Below are 16,786 nucleotides of genomic sequence, written 5' to 3'. Positions count from 1 at the left end.
GAGCAGCACCTTAATTGGGGGAGTCATGTTGCCTCAACACTTGCTGCGTTGCTGTAACAACCTCGTCCACCTGGATGTTGTTCATGCAGAGGGGTTCCGCGTAAGGACAGCGCTTTGACAGGCAGGGGTCGCAGGTGCGCCATTTCCGAATCACCACGTGGCGACCGAGATCGTATGCCGGCCCAGACCGAGCCGGGTTGGAGACGGCAAACAGCGCCACGACTGGCGTTCCGACGGCAACGGCTAGATGCATCGGCCCCGTGTCCCCGGTAATCAGCACTTGGGCTCGATTTAGCAAGGCTGGTAAGGCGCGCAGTGGCAGATCACCGGCAGACACCCAGGCCAACAATCTCTTTGTAGCGGAACTTGCATTGATCGCCTCAGCGATGCGCATGCACAATTCCCGCTCGCGTGGCGAACCCGTGATAACGAATTTCAGCGCACCATTTGCCACCAACAGCCGCTGCGCAGCTTCGACAAAGCGGCCCGCAGGCCATCGTCGGCTATTGGTAGAGGCGCCCGGCTGTAGGGCGACCAGGCGCGCATGCTGCCATCCGAGTCTCTGCAAACGTTCTTCCACCAGACGCTCCCCATCCTCGTGGCGGGGCACGATCATGCGCCTATCGAAGGGACCGGGAGCACCTGCTAGGCGAACGACTTCCAGGCGTTGATCGAGTCCGTGCCCCATCTCCTGCCAACCGAGGCGAGGGGTCTGGTTGGTGAGCAAAAAATTCCATTCGTTATCGTTGGGTAGCTTGAAAATGTAACGTGCGCCCGAGAGGTAGGCGAGCGGCGTGGCCTGGGGCTCGTTACCGTGCAGGATGACCGCGAGATCATAGCCTCTGAGCCGCTTTGCAGCGGCGAAAAATCCGGCCCACCTATTGTCGAAGGGAAACAGCTCATCCACGTGGGGGAAGCCTTCGAATAGTTCCACTAATGATGGGTGAATGACCCATGTGATATGCGCTCCTTGGTACGTCCGGCGCAGCGCATGCAAAGCCGGGGTCGATAGCAGTGAATCGCCCAGGGCGGTGCAGGAGATGGCCAGGATGCGGCGAATGGCCGAGGTGCCGAGCTCATCCGAGCGCCGCGGCCGTTGGTCTAGCCGTTTCCGGTGCCAGAGCCAATGGCGGAGTGACCATTCGATGAATGGCAGTCTCATCTTCCCTGCTTGCCACGCAGATGAAGGTAGAGGTATGCAAGCCACGGCCGTCGATACACTGCAAGGCGCTGCTCGAGCCAGCGACCACCTTGGTCTTTGACGGCTATTCTCGCAAGGCCATCACGCGGTGAACGCCGTGTCACCACCCCACGTACCGTGAGGTACCGGAAGTTTAGCCCCTGTTCTTCCGCGATGCGGTCATACCCATCTGGGTGCAGCCCCCACGGCCAGCACAAATGGCGAACGACGCGCCCCAGGCGCGCTTCGAGAACGGCGCGGCTTTGGGCGAGGTCTTGGGCCAGCGCGGAAAGCCGCTCGGCGGGGTCTCTGTATTCCAGGTCCCAGCGGCGATGGCTGTGGGTATGGGAGTGGATTTCCACGTGGCCGCTGGCTTCCATGGCTTCGATTTCGCTCCAACGCAGCATGACCGTATCGGCCTGGCCTTCGGCGATCAGGCGTTTGCAGGTCTTGTGGTCGGGGCAGGGCGCCTCTTTGCGCACGGGGCCGTCACCGATCGAGCCCGTGATGGCGAAGATCACCGCCCGGTGACCGTATTCGCGCAGCACGGGGTAGGCATGGATGAAGTTGTCCAGGTAGCCGTCATCGAAGGTGAGCATGACCGATCGTGCGGGCAGGGGTGCGCCGGCCAGGAAGGCTTCCAGCTCGGCCGTGCCCACGGTGTGCCAGCCGTGGTGGGCGAGCCAGTGCATCTGGTCGCGGAAGTTCTCCGGCGAGACCGTCACCAGCCCCGGCTGGGGGCTCACATGGTGGTACATGAGGATGGGAAGGGCCTGCGCGGTGCTCACTGGCTTTTCTCCAGCTCCTCATAAACGGCGAGCATGCCCGCGCCCATTTGTTCGATGCCGAAATGGGCTGCGACCCAGGGCCGTGCGGCGCGGGCAAAGGCCGCCCGTTTGCCGGGATTTTCCAATAGCTCGAGCAGGGCGGCGGCAAGGCGCTCCGGGTCGTGGGGGGGCACGAGCAGCCCGGTCTCGCCTTCGCGGATGGTCTCGGGCACGCCCCCTACCCGGGTGCCGATCACCGGCACGCCCATGGCCTGGGCCTCCAGGAAGGCCGTGCCCAGCGCTTCTTCCCGCGTCGGCAGGACGAAGAGGTCCAGGGCACGCAGGATTTCTGGCACGTCCCGCCGCAAGCCCAGGAAGTGCACGTGGGCCGACAGTCCCAAGTTGGCGGCTTCTGCCTTGAGCTTGGCTTCTTGCGGGCCGTCACCGGCGATGACGAAATGGACCTGGGGCAGCCGCGCCAGCACGCGCGGGATGGCAGCCAACAGATCGCGGTGGCCTTTCTTGTTGCGCAGGATGGCGAGGGTGCCCACAAGCAACACGTCGGGCGCGAGGCCCAGCGCTTGGCGCAGGGTAGGCGTCACTTGCGCCGGATCGAAACGTTTTAGATCCACGCCGGTGGGCACCACCCGCAGCCGGGCACGGGGCACGCCGCGCTGGGCAAGGTCGTCTGCCACGGCCTGGCTTACGGTGACCACTCGGTCCGGAAGCCAAGTATAGGTGGCCAAATGGGTGGGCGGCAGGATGAGATGGCGGGTGCGGACGATGTGCGGCCGTTTCCACAGACTGCGCGCGGCCAAACCTGCCAGCAAGGTGTCGCGGCCGCTGTGGGTGTTGATATGGCTGGGCCGGTGGCGGGCGAACAGGCGCCGCAGGGCGAGCAGGCTATCCAGGGCGAGCCCCCGTCCCATGGGCACGCTGTGCACGGGCAGACCTTTTTCCTGCGCCCGGGCCGCCAGCCGCGCCCCCGGTGGGGTGACTACTGCCACTTCGATGCCGCGCCCGTGCAGATATTCGAGCTCCATCAGGGTCCGGTTTTCCTGGCCACCCCAGCCCAGGGAGGATTCCGTGTGCCACACCCTCATGCCGACACGGCACCCATCTCGAACTGCAGACGATAAAGCCGCGCATATGCGCCGCCGGCGGCGAGCAAATTGGTGTGGGTGCCGGACTCGATGATGCGACCCTGGTCCATCACCACGATGCGGTCGGCGCCTTCGATGGTGGAGAGGCGATGGGCGATGACCAGGGTGGTGCGGCCTTGCATGAGGTTTTCCAGGGCGGCCTGCACATGGCGTTCCGATTCGGTGTCCAGGGCCGAGGTGGCTTCGTCCAGGATCAGGATGGGGGCGTTCTTGAGGATCGCACGGGCAATCGCGATGCGCTGGCGCTGGCCACCCGAGAGTTTCACGCCGTTTTCGCCGACGAGGGTATCGAAGCCTTCTGGCATCTGTTCGATGAATTCCAGCGCGTGGGCGGCGCGGGCGGCGGCAATGAGTTCGGCGCGACTCACCTGTCCCAAACGGCCATAGGCGATGTTGGCGGCGACGGTGTCGTTGAACAGCACCACGTCCTGGGAGACAAGGGCAATCTGGGCGCGCAGATCGGTAAGCTTGATTTCGGCGATGTCGATGCCGTCGATGAGGATGCGCCCTGTCGTGGGCTCATAGAAGCGGGGCAGCAGGTTGACCAGCGAGGTCTTGCCGCTGCCGCTTTTACCCACCAGGGCGACGGTCTCGCCGGGCTGAATTGCCAGGTTCACGTCGTCGAGCACCAGCGGGCCGTCGGCTTCGTAGCGCAGGCTCACGTGCTCATAGCGCACCTCGCCCCGCGCACGGTCGAGGGTGCGCGTGCCGGTGTCTTTTTCTCCCGGGCGGTCGAGCAAGCCGAACACCACTTCCGCCGCGGCCAGGCCCCGCTGCAAGGCCTCGTTCACGCCGGTCAGCCGCTTGATGGGCGCAAGCAGCATGAGCATGGCGGTGATGAAGGAGACAAAGCCACCCACGGTGGTCTTGTCCTGGGCCGCCTGCATGGTGGCGAGATAGATGATCAAGGCGAGCGCAATGGCGGCGAGCAGTTGCACCAGGGGCACGTTTAAACCCGAGGCCACGGTCTGCTTGATGTCGAAGCGGCGCAGCCGATTGGTGGCATCGAAGAAGCGCCGTTTTTCGTAGTCCTGGCCGCCGAAGATCTTCACGACCTTGTGGGCCTCGATGGTCTCGCCCAGCACGTGGGTGATGTCCTGCATGGCTTCCTGCGCGCCGCGGTACATGCGCCGCAGGCGCAGGGTGAAATAGCGCACGGTGATGGCGATGGCCGGCGCCATCACCAGAGTGATGAGCGTGAGCTGCCAATTCAGATAGAAAAGCCAGCCCATGAGTCCCAGGATGGTGAAAGAGTCGCGCACCACCACGGTGATCACGTTGGTGCCGGCGGAGGTGACGGAATTCACGTTGTAGGCGATGTTGGCGATCAGCGCCCCCGCGGGGCTGTTGTCGAAATCGCGCGTGGGCAGGGTCACCAGTTTGGCGAACATGCGGTTTCTGAGTTCCAGCACCACCCGCGTGGCGAGCCAACTGGTGGCGTAGTTGGCGCCGAAGGTGAATAGGCCCCGCAGCAGGAACAGGCCGACGAGGGCCACCGGGATGAGCTTCATGAGCAGCGGATCGCGCTCCACGAAGCTGCCATCGAGCAGCGGCTTCATGAGCGCCGGCAGGGCGGGCTCGGTGGCCGCCACCAGAATGGTGAAAACCAGCGAGGCGGCGAACATCTTCCACCAAGGCTTGGCGATTTGAAGTAGCCGCAGGTAGAGCTGAGCGCTGGAGAGGGTGGGCAGAGTCACGCGGGGTCCGTAGGCGGGGCGCTCGGTTGGGAAAAAGGCGTAAGTGTACCGGAATCAAGGCCTTGTACTCCAGCTAGAAGACGCTGGTAAAGACCCAGTAGGGCCTGGGTTGCGGCCTGCGCGTTAAAGCGCTCTGCTTCTGCCCGCGCCGCCTGCCCCATGGGCGCGCGCGCTGCGGGATGCAGAAGCCGCGCCAGGGCATCGGCGATGCCGGAAACGTCGAGCGCATCGCGCACGAAACCCGTCACACCTTCTTCCAGCACCTCCGCCGCGCCGGACTTGGTGGAGGTCACGACTGGCAGGCCGCAGGCCAGGGCTTCCAATGCCACGTTGGGGAAGGGATCGTAGAGCGTAGGCAATACCAGGGCATCGGCCGCGTGGTAGCAGGAAAGCACGTCTTCTCGTGGACCGAGGAAAAGCGTGCGCGCCCCACAGCCCAGCCGCTGGGCCAGGCGCTGGTAGCGCCGCGCGTGGCGATCGCGTCCCACCACCAATAGCTGCGCCGCGGGGGCATCCAGCTGGGCAAAGGCGGCTAGCAACGTGGCGAGCCCCTTGCGTTCGTATCCCGAGCCCAGGAACAGGAACACCGTGGACGCCGCCGAAAGCCCCAGTTGGTGCCGCGCTTCCCTGCGCTGCTCGCGGTTGGCCGGGTGGAAGCGAGCCAGATCCACGCCGCTATAGATCACGTGCAGCTTGCCGGGGTCGATGGCGAAATGGGTGAGAATTTCGTCACGCACCATGCGCGAGTTGCAGATCACCGCCTTCAGACGCGGGCTTTCGAACAAGCGCCGCTCTGCTGTCAGCACATAGCGGTGGTAGGGATTGAGGGCCTGAGCGAGCCGCGCGAACCAGGACTGCGTGCGCCTGCGCTGTTCGAGCCACACCCGGTGGACCCCGTCGCCCGCCCGGTACAGATCACAGCAGACCAGCCGCTCGTGGGACTGCACCAGGTCGAAGGGCTGCGCGGCAAGGGCGCGGCAGACGCAACGAGCAAACCCCAAGTCCCGCCATAGACTGCCCAGGTAGAAGGGGTCGCAGCGGAGCACCTCGCCGGCACCCTCCCAGTGGCGGGTGACGAGGGTGACCTGCACACCCTGGGCGCGCAGGGCTTCCAACGCCCGGGCCACGAAGCGTTCCGCGCCGCCGAAGGGGGTGTAGCGCTGGCGCACCAGGGCCAGGCGCACAGGGCTAGCCGTCGCCACAGCAGACGAGTTCCTCCACTGCTTCCAGCACGAGCTGGGGCTCAATTGACAGCAAGCACTCGCTCACTTTGCCGCTACCACAGCCATCCTGGCCGCAGGGCCGACAGGAGTGGGCTGAGGTCAGAATTCGGCTGGGCACGCCCCAGGGCCCCCACTCCCGCTCCCCGCTGGGACCGAACAGGGCCACCGTGGGCGTGCCCATGGCCGCCGAAAGGTGCATGGGGGCCGAATCCATGCCGATGAACAGCCGGGCGCGCCCGATCAGGGCGCCCAACTCCTTGAGGCCGAGGTGCCCGCCCAAATCCACCACCGGGGCGGCGCTCAGGGCGCGCACCTGAGCGAGGAACGCCCGCTCCGCCGGCTCGGGTGCGGCGGTCAGCACCACTGGCCAGCCGCGCGCGGCAAGCCCGTCCACGAGCTGCGCCGCCTGACCCGCAGGCCAGGTCTTGAACCACCAGCGCGAGCCTGGATGAAAAACCAGGAAGCCGCCTCGGGTCAGGCCGTGTGCAGCCAAAAGCGCATCGACGGCAGCTTCTGCTTCTGCCCCCGGCACGAAGGTGAGCCCCCGCTCATGGGGTTGCGGCTGGATGCCGATGCGACGCAGGGCGTCCAGGTGCAATTCGACGGTGTGACGGCGATTGCCGGCCAGCCACGGATAGAGGTGGCTGAAACTACCCCGCCAGAAGCGCCCGGGTCGCTGGCGAGCGACGCCATAACGGGCGCCTGTCAGGCGCGCAAGCCAAGCGCCACGTGGGTGTTCCGTGAGGTGGATGACCAGGTCGTAGCGGCGTGCCTTGAGGGCTTTTAGCAAGCTCCATTCCGCCCGCAGCCGGGTGGCTGGGGGCAGGGTTTTCCAGCGCTTGTCTATCGTGTGGATATGGGTGATGGCGGGGTGTCCCTCGAGCATCACGGCGCAGTCACGATAGACCAGGGCGTCCAGTTCCAAATGGGGCGCCCGTCGGGCCAGCACGCTGAATACCGGGCTGGTAAGGAGCACATCGCCCAGGTGGCGGAGCTTGATGACCAGCACGCGCCGCAGGCGTTCCAGGTCGATGGCGTCATCCGGGAGGGGAAGAAAAGACGGCAAGACGGGCACGGCCATGGCCGGCACGATAGCAAACTCCCTGCGCGAAGGGAAATTGCCTGGACGTCTAGCAGGTTGGGGGGCTGTCTAGTGCTTCATTTGACAGCCTAAGGGCTTGGCGGCATAATCGCGGGTTTCGTTCGGAGGGGTTCCCGAGCGGTCAAAGGGATCAGACTGTAAATCTGACGGCTTACGCCTTCGAAGGTTCGAATCCTTCCCCCTCCACCAGGTTTTCGGCAAGATTGGGAGCCTCGCTTCGACCGTTCAGTCGACCGTCAAGTCGGGCCGGGATACCGCCTTCGCGGGTGTAGCTCAATGGTAGAGCAGAAGCCTTCCAAGCTTAAGACGAGGGTTCGATTCCCTTCACCCGCTCCAATACCCAAGGGGGGCCCGGTCCATTTGGGTATTGGCCGGACTGGGGCGCAGCACCCATCAACGGTGGCTCGGCCAAACCGGCCCCGGGCAGTCCAGGTCTCATGCCCATGTAGCTCAGTGGTAGAGCACTCCCTTGGTAAGGGAGAGGCCACGTGTTCGATCCACGTCATGGGCACCAGGTATTGAGTCATTCTCGTCAAGAGGAAAGCGATCATGGCAAAGGAAAAGTTTGAGCGTAAGAAGCCGCATGTGAATGTGGGGACGATTGGTCATGTGGACCATGGCAAGACCACTTTGACGGCGGCGATCACCACGATTTTGGCGAAGAAGTTTGGTGGTGAGGCGAAGAAGTATGATGAGATTGACTCGGCGCCGGAGGAGAAGGCGCGTGGTATTACGATCAACACGGCGCATGTGGAGTATGAGACGGCGAAGCGGCACTATGCGCATGTGGACTGTCCGGGTCATGCGGACTATGTGAAGAACATGATTACGGGTGCGGCGCAGATGGATGGTGCCATTTTGGTGGTATCGGCGGCGGATGGTCCGATGCCGCAGACGCGGGAGCATATTTTGTTGGCGCGTCAGGTGGGGGTGCCGTACATTGTGGTGTATTTGAACAAGGCGGACATGGTGGACGATCCCGAGCTTTTGGAGCTGGTTGAGATGGAAGTGCGGGAGTTGTTGTCCAAGTATGATTTTCCTGGGGACGACACGCCGATTATTGTGGGGTCGGCGCTGAAGGCGTTGGAGGGGGATCAGAGCGAGATTGGTGAGCCGTCGATTTTGAAGTTAGCGGATGCGCTGGACAATTATATTCCGGACCCGGTGCGAGCGATTGACCAGCCGTTTTTGATGCCGATTGAGGATGTGTTTTCGATTTCGGGTCGTGGCACGGTGGTGACGGGGCGTGTGGAGCGTGGTGTGGTCAAGGTGGGTGATGAGGTGGAGATTGTGGGTTTGCGTCCGACCCAGAAGACCACGGTGACGGGTGTGGAGATGTTCCGCAAGCTGTTGGACCAGGGGCAAGCTGGGGATAACGTGGGTGTGCTGCTGCGTGGGACGAAGCGTGAGGAAGTGGAGCGTGGTCAGGTGTTGGCCAAGCCTGGGACGATTACGCCGCACACCAAGTTTACGGCTGAGATTTATGTGTTGTCGAAGGAAGAGGGTGGGCGTCATACGCCGTTTTTCAATGGCTATCGTCCGCAGTTTTATTTTCGGACGACGGACGTGACGGGTGCGGTGGAGTTGCCGGCGGGTGTGGAGATGGTGATGCCGGGTGACAACGTGCAGATCACGGTGAGCTTAATCCAGCCGATTGCCATGGAAGAGGGGTTGCGTTTTGCGATTCGCGAAGGCGGCCGCACCGTGGGCGCCGGCGTGGTGTCGAAGATCATTGAATAACGGTGGTGAGCCGGTTCGCGTTCGGTGTTGGCGCCTTGGCTGCCGGCTCGCCGCTCCAAACGCGAAACGCGCGATTCAGAAGCGAATTAGGCCAGTAGCTCAATTGGCAGAGCGGCGGTCTCCAAAACCGCAGGTTGGGGGTTCGAGACCCTCCTGGCCTGCCAGACACACCGGCATTGCCGCCGGTGCGACATGACGGCGGTCGGTCGCCTGGTGCCACCGACCCGGGGTAAACCCTGATGGGATCCATGGCGGACAAACTCAAACTGGCCCTGGCGGCCTTGCTCGTGGTGGCGGGGCTGACCGGCTTTTATGCGTTGGCCAGCAAGCCGATGGCGCTGCGCGTGCTGGCGGTGGTGGGGGGTGTGGCGGCAGCGGCGCTGGTGGCGTGGTTTACTGCGCCTGGCCGCCAGTTCGTGGCCTTTGCCCGCGAGTCTGTCGCCGAGGCCAAGCGCGTGGTCTGGCCCACCCGCAAGGAGGCCATGCAAACCACCGGCGTGGTGTTCGTGTTCGTGGTGTTGATGGCGCTGTTCATTTTCGTGGTGGATGCCTCGCTGGGTGCGATTCTGCGCATGTTGATGGAACGGGGAAGCTGATGGCCAAACGCTGGTATGTGGTGCACACCTACTCCGGCTTCGAGAAGAGCGTCAAGCGCGCCCTCGAAGAACGCATCAAGCGCGAGCACATGGAGGACAAGTTCGGCCAGATCCTGGTGCCGGTGGAGGAAGTGGTCGAGATGAAGGGCGGTCAGAAGCGCACCAGCGAGCGCAAATTCTTCCCGGGCTACGTGCTGGTGGAAATGGAAATGAACGATGCCACCTGGCACCTGGTGAAGAGCGTGCCCAAGGTCACCGGTTTCGTCGGGGGGTCCGCGGCTAAGCCCACACCCATCAGCGAGAAGGAAGTCCAGGCGCTGCTGCACCAGATGCAAGAAGGGGTGGAGAAGCCCCGGCCCAAAGTGCTGTTTGAGGTGGGCGAGGCGGTGCGTGTCACCGAGGGGCCGTTCACCGATTTCCATGGCAATGTGGAAGAGGTCAACTACGACAAGAACAAGCTCAGGGTGTCGGTCATGATCTTCGGCCGTTCCACCCCGGTCGAACTGGACTTCAGCCAGGTGGAGAAGGCCTGAGCCCGTCGTGATGCGGGCCCGCCGGAAGCCCTGATTCCGGCACGAGGAGCGCCAGTAGGACCACCGACCGCGCGTTCGCACTCACTCTAAGGAAAGGAAGCCAGCATGGCAAAGAAAATCGTCGGCTACATCAAGCTGCAGGTGCCGGCGGGCAAGGCCAATCCCTCGCCTCCCATCGGTCCCGCGCTGGGCCAGCGCGGTCTGAACATCATGGAATTCTGCAAGGCCTTCAATGCCCAGACCCAGGGCATGGAACCGGGCCTGCCGATCCCCGTGGTGATCACCGCCTACGCAGACAAGTCCTTCACCTTCGTGATGAAGACGCCGCCAGCCAGCGTGCTATTGAAGAAAGCGGCCAAGGTGGAGAAGGGCTCGTCCAAACCCCACACCGACAAGGTGGGCCGCATCACCCGCGGTCAGGCCGAGGAAATCGCCAAGATGAAAATGCCGGATCTCACCGCTGCTGATCTGGAGGCCGCGGTGCGCACTATCGCCGGCAGCGCCCGCAGCATGGGCATCGAAGTGGAGGGGTTGTGACATGGCCAAGCTTTCCAAACGCCGTCAGGCCATCCTGGCCAAGGTGGACCGCAATAAGATCTATCCAGTGGACGAGGCACTGAAGCTGGTGAAGGAAACCGCTACCGCAAAGTTCGACGAGTCCGTGGATGTGGCTGTCAATCTGGGCGTGGATGCACGCAAATCCGACCAGCTGGTGCGCGGCTCCATCGTGCTGCCCAAGGGCACCGGCAAGACCGTGCGTGTGGCGGTGTTCGCCCAGGGCGCGGCGGCCGATGCCGCCCGCGAGGCAGGGGCTGACATCGTCGGCTTCGATGATCTCGCCGCCCAGATCAAGGAAGGCCGCATGGACTTCGACGTGGTCATCGCCACGCCGGATTCCATGCGCGTGGTGGGGCAGCTGGGTCAGATCCTTGGTCCCCGCGGTCTCATGCCCAACCCCAAGGTGGGGACAGTGACGCCCAACGTGGCCGAGGCGGTGAAAAACGCCAAGGCGGGCCAGGTGCAGTACCGGACGGACAAGGCGGGCATCGTCCACTGCACCATCGGCCGCGCCTCCTTTGCTCCGCAGGACCTCAAGGCCAACCTGCTGGCGCTGGTGGATGCCCTCAACAAGGCCAAACCCGCCGCTGCCAAGGGTGTATATCTGAAAAAGATTGCCATCTCCAGCACCATGGGGGTCGGCGTGAAGGTGGATCAGGCTTCTTTGACGACCTGAACTTTTCCCTCCTTCCTTGGGGGGGCATGTAAGTGCTTTGGGCCCGGTCACTTAGCCGGCCGCCACCTCTCCGCCGGTTACCGAGCGCAACTCCGGTAACCGGCGGGGATGGGCGGTCAGGTTGGGTGAACGGGGTTATCAAAGACCGTAGGCGCCCGCAAGGGCTTAATGCCGGCGACGGAAGCTCAATGGTCAAGAGGTTTCTCTGCCTCGGCTTTTGGCCTCTGTCTTCTGGACCCTACGCAGATGGCGTACCCAAGACAGGATGATCGTTCTTTTACAGATGTTCTCCTATCGGAAGGTCGCCGATTCGCGGTGCAATACCGGCCGCATTCGACGTAAGGAGTAAGACCGTGGCTCTCAACATGGAGAAAAAGCAGGAAGTGGTGGCCGAGGTGAGCGCCCAGGTGGCGCGGGCCCAGGCCATCATCCTGGCTGAATACCGCGGCCTGGAAGCGGGAGACATGACCGCCCTGCGGGCACAGGCGCGCAAGGCGGGTGTCTACTTCCGCGTGCTGAAGAACACGCTGGCGCGCCGCGCCGTGGCGGACACGCCGTTTGCTCCCCTGGCGGAGAAAATGGTGGGACCGCTCGCGTTCGCGATTTCCGCCGATCCGGTGGCTGCCGCCAAGGTGCTCAACGAGTTTGCCAAGGGCAACGAAAAGCTCGTGATCAAGGGGGGTGCGATGCCCAACACGGTCATGGGCCCACGGGAGGTGGCGAGTCTTGCCGCCCTGCCCTCGCGCGAAGAATTGCTCGCCAAACTCCTGGGCACCATGCAGGCGCCGATCGCGCAGTTCGTGCGCACCCTCAACGAGGTGCCGGCGCGCTTCGTGCGGACGCTGGCTGCCGTGCGTGACAGTAAACAGGCTGCTTGAACCAACCCCTTTTCGTGTTTCGACTGGAGAACATCATGGCCGTATCCAAAGCTGAAATCCTCGATGCCATTGCCAACATGAGCGTGCTGGAGTTGTCCGAGCTCATCAAGGAAATGGAAGAAAAATTCGGCGTGTCCGCCGCTGCCACCGCCGTGGCCGTGGCCGCTGCGCCTGCTGCCGGTGGGGCCGCACCCGCCGAAGAGAAGACTGATTTCACCGTGATGCTGACCGCAGCGGGTGAGAAGAAGGTGGAAGTGATCAAGGTGGTGCGTGCCATTACTGGCCTGGGCCTGAAGGAGGCCAAGGACCTGGTGGACGGTGCCCCGAAACCCGTGAAGGAAGGGATCCCCAAGGCGGAAGCCGAAGCGATCGCAAAACAGCTCCAGGAAGCCGGCGCCACTTGCGAAATCAAGTAAGCGCGGCTTGATGGCGACTGGCTGGCAGCCCGTGAGGGCCGCCAGCCTTTTGGCGCTTCTGGAGGCCGATTCCGCAATCGAGGTCAGAACTGAGCGGATGCCGTCCGCTCACTTGTGATTTCGCCGGGCTGCCCGCCCGGGCCGATTTCCGCTTTCTAGACCGGAGATGCCATGACCTACTCATTCGCCGAGAAGAAACGTATCCGCAAGAGCTTCGCCAAGCGCGCCAGCGTGCTCGACGTGCCGTATCTGCTCGCTACGCAGCTGGATTCCTACCGCGCCTTCCTGCAGGAGGGCGTGCCCCCCGGCGAGCGCAAGGTGGAGGGTCTAGAAGCGGCGTTCCGCTCCATTTTCCCGATCGTGTCCCACTCCGGCAATGCCCGCCTCGAATACGTGAGCTACACCCTGGGCGATCCTCCGTTCGACGTGAAGGAGTGTCAGCAGCGGGGACTGACCTATGCCGCACCGCTGCGGGTTAAAGTGCGCCTGGTGATCATGGACCGCGAGGCTTCCAAGCCCACCATCAAGGAGGCCAAGGAGCAGGAAGTGTACATGGGCGAGATCCCGCTCATGACCAATAACGGCTCCTTCATCATCAATGGTACCGAGCGGGTGATCGTCTCCCAGCTGCATCGCTCGCCCGGGGTCTTCTTCGAGCACGATCGCGGCAAGACCCATTCCTCGGGCAAGCTGTTGTTCTCGGGCCGCATCATCCCGTACCGCGGCTCCTGGCTGGACTTCGAGTTCGATCCCAAGGATTACCTGTATTTCCGGGTCGATCGCCGACGCAAGATGCCGGTGACCATCCTGCTCAAGGCGCTGGGCTACACGCCGGAGCAGATCCTGCAGATTTTCTTTCAGTTCGACACCTTCCATCTCGGCAAGAAGGGCATCGAGTTCGAATTGGTGCCGGAGCGCCTGCGCGGGGAAGTGGCCCGCTTCGATATCACTGCCAAGGGCAAGGTCATCGTGCCCAAGGACAAGCGCATCACCGTCAAGCACATCCGCGAGATGGAAGCCGCGGGCCTGAAGAAGATCGTCGTCCCCGAGGACTTTTTGATCGGCCGCGTGCTCGCGACCAATGTGATAGACAAGGAAACCGGCGAGCTCATCGCTCGTGCCAACGACGAGATCACCGAGGAGGTGTTGAACAAGCTGCTGGATGCCGGCATCGACAGCATCCAGACCCTCTACATCAACGATCTCGACCACGGCCCATACATTTCTCAGACGCTGCGCATCGACGAGACCGCCGACATGATGGCGGCGCGGGTGGCGATCTACCGCATGATGCGTCCGGGCGAGCCGCCCACCGAGGAAGCGGTGGAGGCGTTGTTCAACCGCCTGTTCTTCTCCGAGGAGACCTACGACCTGTCCAAAGTGGGACGGATGAAGTTCAACCGCCGCGTGGGTCGAACCGAACTCACCGGTCCCGGCACCTTGACCCCGGAAGACATCGTGCAGGTGATCAACCTGCTGGTGGAGCTGCGCAATGGCCGCGGCGAGATCGACGACATTGACCATCTGGGTAACCGGCGCGTGCGTTCCGTTGGCGAGCTGGCGGAGAACCAGTTCCGCGCCGGCCTGGTGCGTGTGGAACGCGCCGTGCGCGAGCGTCTGGCCCAGGCCGAATCGGAAAACCTGATGCCCCATGACCTGATCAACGCCAAGCCGGTATCGGGGGCGGTGAAGGAGTTCTTCGGCTCGAGCCAGCTTTCTCAGTTCATGGACCAGACCAACCCGCTGTCCGAGATCACCCACAAGCGGCGCGTCTCCGCCCTAGGCCCGGGCGGCCTCACCCGCGAACGTGCCGGCTTCGAGGTGCGTGACGTCCACCCGACCCATTACGGCCGGGTGTGTCCCATCGAAACGCCGGAAGGTCCCAACATCGGCCTGATCAACTCGCTTGCACTCTATGCTCGCACCAACGAGTACGGCTTCCTGGAGACACCCTACCGCAAGGTGGTCAACGGCAAGGTGACCGACGAGATTGAGTACTTGTCCGCCATCGAGGAAGGCCAGTACGTGATCGCCCAGGCAAATGCCGAGCTGGACAAGCAGGGACGTTTCAAGGAGGAATTCGTCTCCTGCCGTCACTGGAACGAGTTCACCATGGCGCCGCGGGAGAATGTGCAATACATGGACGTGGCACCGGCGCAGATCGTGTCGGTGGCGGCCTCGCTGATTCCCTTCCTGGAGCATGACGACGCCAACCGCGCCCTGATGGGCTCCAACATGCAGCGCCAGGCCGTCCCCTGCTTGCGGCCGGAGAAACCGCTGGTGGGAACCGGCATCGAGCGTACCGCTGCGGTCGATTCCGGCACCGTCGTCACCGCCACGCGCGGCGGCGTGGTGGATTACGTGGACGCCACTCGTATCGTGGTGCGTGTCAACGACGACGAAACGGCGCCAGGCGAGGTGGGCGTGGACATCTACAGCCTGACCAAGTTCACCCGGTCCAACCAGAACACCAACATCAACCAGCGACCGCTGGTGAAGATCGGTGATGTGATCAGCCGCGGCGACGTGATCGCGGATGGCGCGTCCACCGATACCGGCGAGCTGGCGCTGGGGCAGAACATGTTCGTGGCCTTCATGCCCTGGAACGGCTACAACTTCGAGGACTCCATCCTGATCAACGAGCGGGTGGTGGCCGAGGACCGCTATACCTCCATCCACATCGAAGAGCTGTCCGTGGTGGCGCGCGACACCAAGCTGGGTCCCGAGGAGATCACGCGCGACATTCCCAACTTGTCCGAGCGCATGGCCTCGCGCCTGGATGAATCCGGCATCGTCTATATCGGTGCCGAGGTGCAGGCGGGGGACGTCCTGGTGGGCAAGGTCACGCCCAAGGGCGAGACCCAGCTCACGCCGGAGGAGAAACTGCTACGCGCCATCTTCGGCGAAAAGGCCTCGGACGTGAAGGACACCAGTCTGCGTGTGCCGTCCGGCATGTCCGGCACGGTGATCGACGTGCAAGTGTTCACGCGCGAGGGTATCGAGCGCGACAAGCGCGCGGCGCAGATCATCGAGGACATGCTCAAGGAGTACAAGAAGGATCTCGCCGACCGCATGCGCATCGTCGAGGAGGACACCTTCGGCCGCATTGAGCGCCTGCTGATCGGCAAGGTGGCCAACGGCGGACCGAAGAAGCTCGCCAAGGGCAGCAAGATCACCAAGAGCTACCTGTCGGAGATCGGGCGCTATGACTGGTTCGACATCCGGCTGGCCAACGAGGAAGCTGCCACCCAGCTCGAGCTGCTCAAGGAAAGTCTGGACGCCAAGCGGCGCGAGTTCGACCAGATGTTCGCCGAGAAGAAGAAAAAGCTCACCTCCGGCGACGAGCTGCCTCCGGGCGTGCTCAAGATGGTTAAGGTCTATCTGGCCGTCAAGCGGCGGCTGCAGCCCGGGGACAAGATGGCGGGCCGACACGGCAACAAGGGCGTGATTTCCAAGATCGTGCCGGTGGAAGACATGCCCTACATGGAAGACGGCACGCCGGTGGACATCGTGCTCAATCCCCTGGGCGTGCCCTCCCGTATGAACGTGGGCCAGATCCTGGAGACTCACCTAGGCTGGGCGGCCAAGGGCTTGGGCCAGCAAATCGCCAAAATGCTGGAAGATGCGCAGAACCTCACCGTGGCCCAGTTGCGCAAGTATCTGGAAAAGATCTACAACCGCACCGGCCGCCCGGAGGACCTTAATGCCCTCACCGACAAGGAGATCGTCGAGCTGGCGGTGAACCTGCGTGACGGCGTGCCCTTCGCCTCGCCAGTGTTCGACGGCGCGACCGAGGAGGAAATCAAAGACATGCTGGAGCTGGCGGGACTGCCCCGCTCCGGCCAGGTCACGCTCTATGATGGCCGCACCGGCGAGCCCTTCGAGCGGCCCGTCACCGTGGGCTACATGCACATGCTGAAGCTGCACCACCTGGTGGACGACAAGATGCACGCGCGTTCCACCGGTCCCTACTCCCTGGTCACCCAGCAGCCCCTGGGCGGCAAGGCCCAGTTCGGTGGCCAGCGTTTCGGCGAAATGGAGGTGTGGGCGCTGGAGGCCTATGGTGCTGCCTACACCTTGCAGGAAATGCTCACGGTCAAGTCCGACGACGTCAACGGCCGCACCAAGATGTACGAAAACATCGTCAAGGGTGACCACAGGATCGACGCAGGCATGCCCGAGTCCTTCAACGTGCTGGTGAAGGAAATCCGGTCCCTGGCCATCGACATCGATCTGGAGCGCGACTGATTTGGTGAG

14 protein-coding genes and 4 tRNA genes are annotated in these 16,786 nt (G+C 63.4%); 12 read left to right on the top strand and 6 right to left on the bottom strand.

The genetic code is table 11. The features are described from left to right. Positions 1-10: 10 nt before the first annotated feature. The 6 genes from V6E02_RS04215 to rfaQ form a co-directional block, all read right to left on the bottom strand. Positions 11-907, bottom strand: coding sequence for a glycosyltransferase family 9 protein (locus tag V6E02_RS04215; protein ID WP_347307455.1), 897 nt, complete (start codon positions 905-907; stop codon positions 11-13). Positions 908-1,158: 251 nt separating this feature from the next. Next, positions 1,159-1,968: a polysaccharide deacetylase family protein gene (locus tag V6E02_RS04210; protein WP_347307453.1), complete on the bottom strand. Its 810-nt coding sequence runs from the start codon at positions 1,966-1,968 to the stop codon at positions 1,159-1,161. Next, positions 1,965-3,050: a glycosyltransferase gene (locus tag V6E02_RS04205; protein ID WP_347307451.1), complete on the bottom strand. Its 1,086-nt coding sequence runs from the start codon at positions 3,048-3,050 to the stop codon at positions 1,965-1,967. The genes V6E02_RS04210 and V6E02_RS04205 overlap by 4 nt, the downstream gene beginning before the upstream one ends. Then, the gene (gene msbA, locus V6E02_RS04200; protein ID WP_347307449.1) at positions 3,047-4,807 is read right to left on the bottom strand and encodes a lipid A export permease/ATP-binding protein MsbA; all 1,761 of its coding nucleotides are present in this window, start codon (positions 4,805-4,807) and stop codon (positions 3,047-3,049) included. Before msbA ends, V6E02_RS04205 begins: the two co-directional genes overlap by 4 nt. Further along, entirely contained in the window at positions 4,804-5,991 is a 1,188-nt protein-coding gene (locus V6E02_RS04195; RefSeq protein ID WP_347307447.1) for a glycosyltransferase family 4 protein, read from the bottom strand. Before V6E02_RS04195 ends, msbA begins: the two co-directional genes overlap by 4 nt. A 4-nt stretch (positions 5,992-5,995) precedes the next feature. Then, the gene (gene rfaQ / locus V6E02_RS04190; RefSeq protein ID WP_347307445.1) at positions 5,996-7,111 is read right to left on the bottom strand and encodes a putative lipopolysaccharide heptosyltransferase III; all 1,116 of its coding nucleotides are present in this window, start codon (positions 7,109-7,111) and stop codon (positions 5,996-5,998) included. A gap of 124 nt (positions 7,112-7,235) precedes the next feature. On the opposite strand from rfaQ, the gene V6E02_RS04185 reads away from it, so the two are divergent. The 12 genes from V6E02_RS04185 to rpoB all read left to right on the top strand — a co-directional run bounded on the left by V6E02_RS04185 (position 7,236) and on the right by rpoB (position 16,777). Next, positions 7,236-7,321 (top strand) — tRNA-Tyr (locus V6E02_RS04185). A 73-nt stretch (positions 7,322-7,394) separates the two neighbouring features. Then, positions 7,395-7,468: transfer RNA gene (locus tag V6E02_RS04180), tRNA-Gly, on the top strand. 103 nt (positions 7,469-7,571) lie between these two features. Continuing rightward, positions 7,572-7,646 (top strand) — tRNA-Thr (locus tag V6E02_RS04175). A 35-nt stretch (positions 7,647-7,681) separates the two neighbouring features. After that, positions 7,682-8,872, top strand: a complete 1,191-nt coding sequence (tuf, locus tag V6E02_RS04170) for an elongation factor Tu (RefSeq protein ID WP_347307428.1) — start codon at positions 7,682-7,684, stop codon at positions 8,870-8,872. Between the two features lie 88 nt (positions 8,873-8,960). After that, positions 8,961-9,036, top strand: a tRNA-Trp gene (locus V6E02_RS04165). Between the two features lie 75 nt (positions 9,037-9,111). Next, positions 9,112-9,468: a preprotein translocase subunit SecE gene (secE, locus tag V6E02_RS04160; RefSeq protein ID WP_430626764.1), complete on the top strand. Its 357-nt coding sequence runs from the start codon at positions 9,112-9,114 to the stop codon at positions 9,466-9,468. Then, a complete protein-coding gene (gene nusG, locus V6E02_RS04155) occupies positions 9,468-10,001 on the top strand; it encodes a transcription termination/antitermination protein NusG (protein ID WP_347307442.1) in 534 nt (177 codons plus the stop codon). Before secE ends, nusG begins: the two co-directional genes overlap by 1 nt. A gap of 105 nt (positions 10,002-10,106) precedes the next feature. Further along, positions 10,107-10,538, top strand: coding sequence for a 50S ribosomal protein L11 (rplK, locus tag V6E02_RS04150; protein WP_347307440.1), 432 nt, complete (start codon positions 10,107-10,109; stop codon positions 10,536-10,538). A 1-nt stretch (position 10,539) separates the two neighbouring features. After that, positions 10,540-11,235: a 50S ribosomal protein L1 gene (rplA, locus tag V6E02_RS04145; protein WP_347307438.1), complete on the top strand. Its 696-nt coding sequence runs from the start codon at positions 10,540-10,542 to the stop codon at positions 11,233-11,235. Between the two features lie 353 nt (positions 11,236-11,588). Further along, entirely contained in the window at positions 11,589-12,113 is a 525-nt protein-coding gene (gene rplJ, locus V6E02_RS04140) for a 50S ribosomal protein L10 (RefSeq protein WP_347307436.1), read from the top strand. A 35-nt stretch (positions 12,114-12,148) separates the two neighbouring features. Next, complete coding sequence (rplL, locus tag V6E02_RS04135) at positions 12,149-12,529, top strand: 50S ribosomal protein L7/L12 (RefSeq protein ID WP_347307435.1); 381 nt, start codon at positions 12,149-12,151, stop codon at positions 12,527-12,529. A gap of 171 nt (positions 12,530-12,700) precedes the next feature. Then, positions 12,701-16,777, top strand: a complete 4,077-nt coding sequence (gene rpoB, locus V6E02_RS04130) for a DNA-directed RNA polymerase subunit beta (protein WP_347307433.1) — start codon at positions 12,701-12,703, stop codon at positions 16,775-16,777. The last annotated feature ends 9 nt before the right edge of the window (positions 16,778-16,786 follow it).

Origin of the sequence: Thiobacter sp. AK1, from assembly GCF_039822265.1 — a bacterium.
In the GTDB taxonomy this organism is placed as follows: Bacteria; Pseudomonadota; Gammaproteobacteria; order Burkholderiales; family Thiobacteraceae; genus Thiobacter; species Thiobacter aerophilum.
This window is presented reverse-complemented; position numbering and strand designations above follow the sequence as displayed.

Excerpts from the sequence above, each read along its gene's own strand:
- V6E02_RS04205 (WP_347307451.1), bottom strand. The coding sequence starts at position 3,050 with ATGAGGGTGTGGCACACGGAATCCTCCCTGGGCTGGGGTGGCCAGGAA.
- rfaQ (WP_347307445.1), bottom strand. The coding sequence starts at position 7,111 with ATGGCCGTGCCCGTCTTGCCGTCTTTTCTTCCCCTCCCGGATGACGCC.
- tuf (WP_347307428.1), top strand. The coding sequence starts at position 7,682 with ATGGCAAAGGAAAAGTTTGAGCGTAAGAAGCCGCATGTGAATGTGGGG.
- secE (WP_430626764.1), top strand. The coding sequence starts at position 9,112 with ATGGGATCCATGGCGGACAAACTCAAACTGGCCCTGGCGGCCTTGCTC.
- nusG (WP_347307442.1), top strand. The coding sequence starts at position 9,468 with ATGGCCAAACGCTGGTATGTGGTGCACACCTACTCCGGCTTCGAGAAG.
- rplK (WP_347307440.1), top strand. The coding sequence starts at position 10,107 with ATGGCAAAGAAAATCGTCGGCTACATCAAGCTGCAGGTGCCGGCGGGC.
- rplA (WP_347307438.1), top strand. The coding sequence starts at position 10,540 with ATGGCCAAGCTTTCCAAACGCCGTCAGGCCATCCTGGCCAAGGTGGAC.
- rplL (WP_347307435.1), top strand. The coding sequence starts at position 12,149 with ATGGCCGTATCCAAAGCTGAAATCCTCGATGCCATTGCCAACATGAGC.
- rpoB (WP_347307433.1), top strand. The coding sequence starts at position 12,701 with ATGACCTACTCATTCGCCGAGAAGAAACGTATCCGCAAGAGCTTCGCC.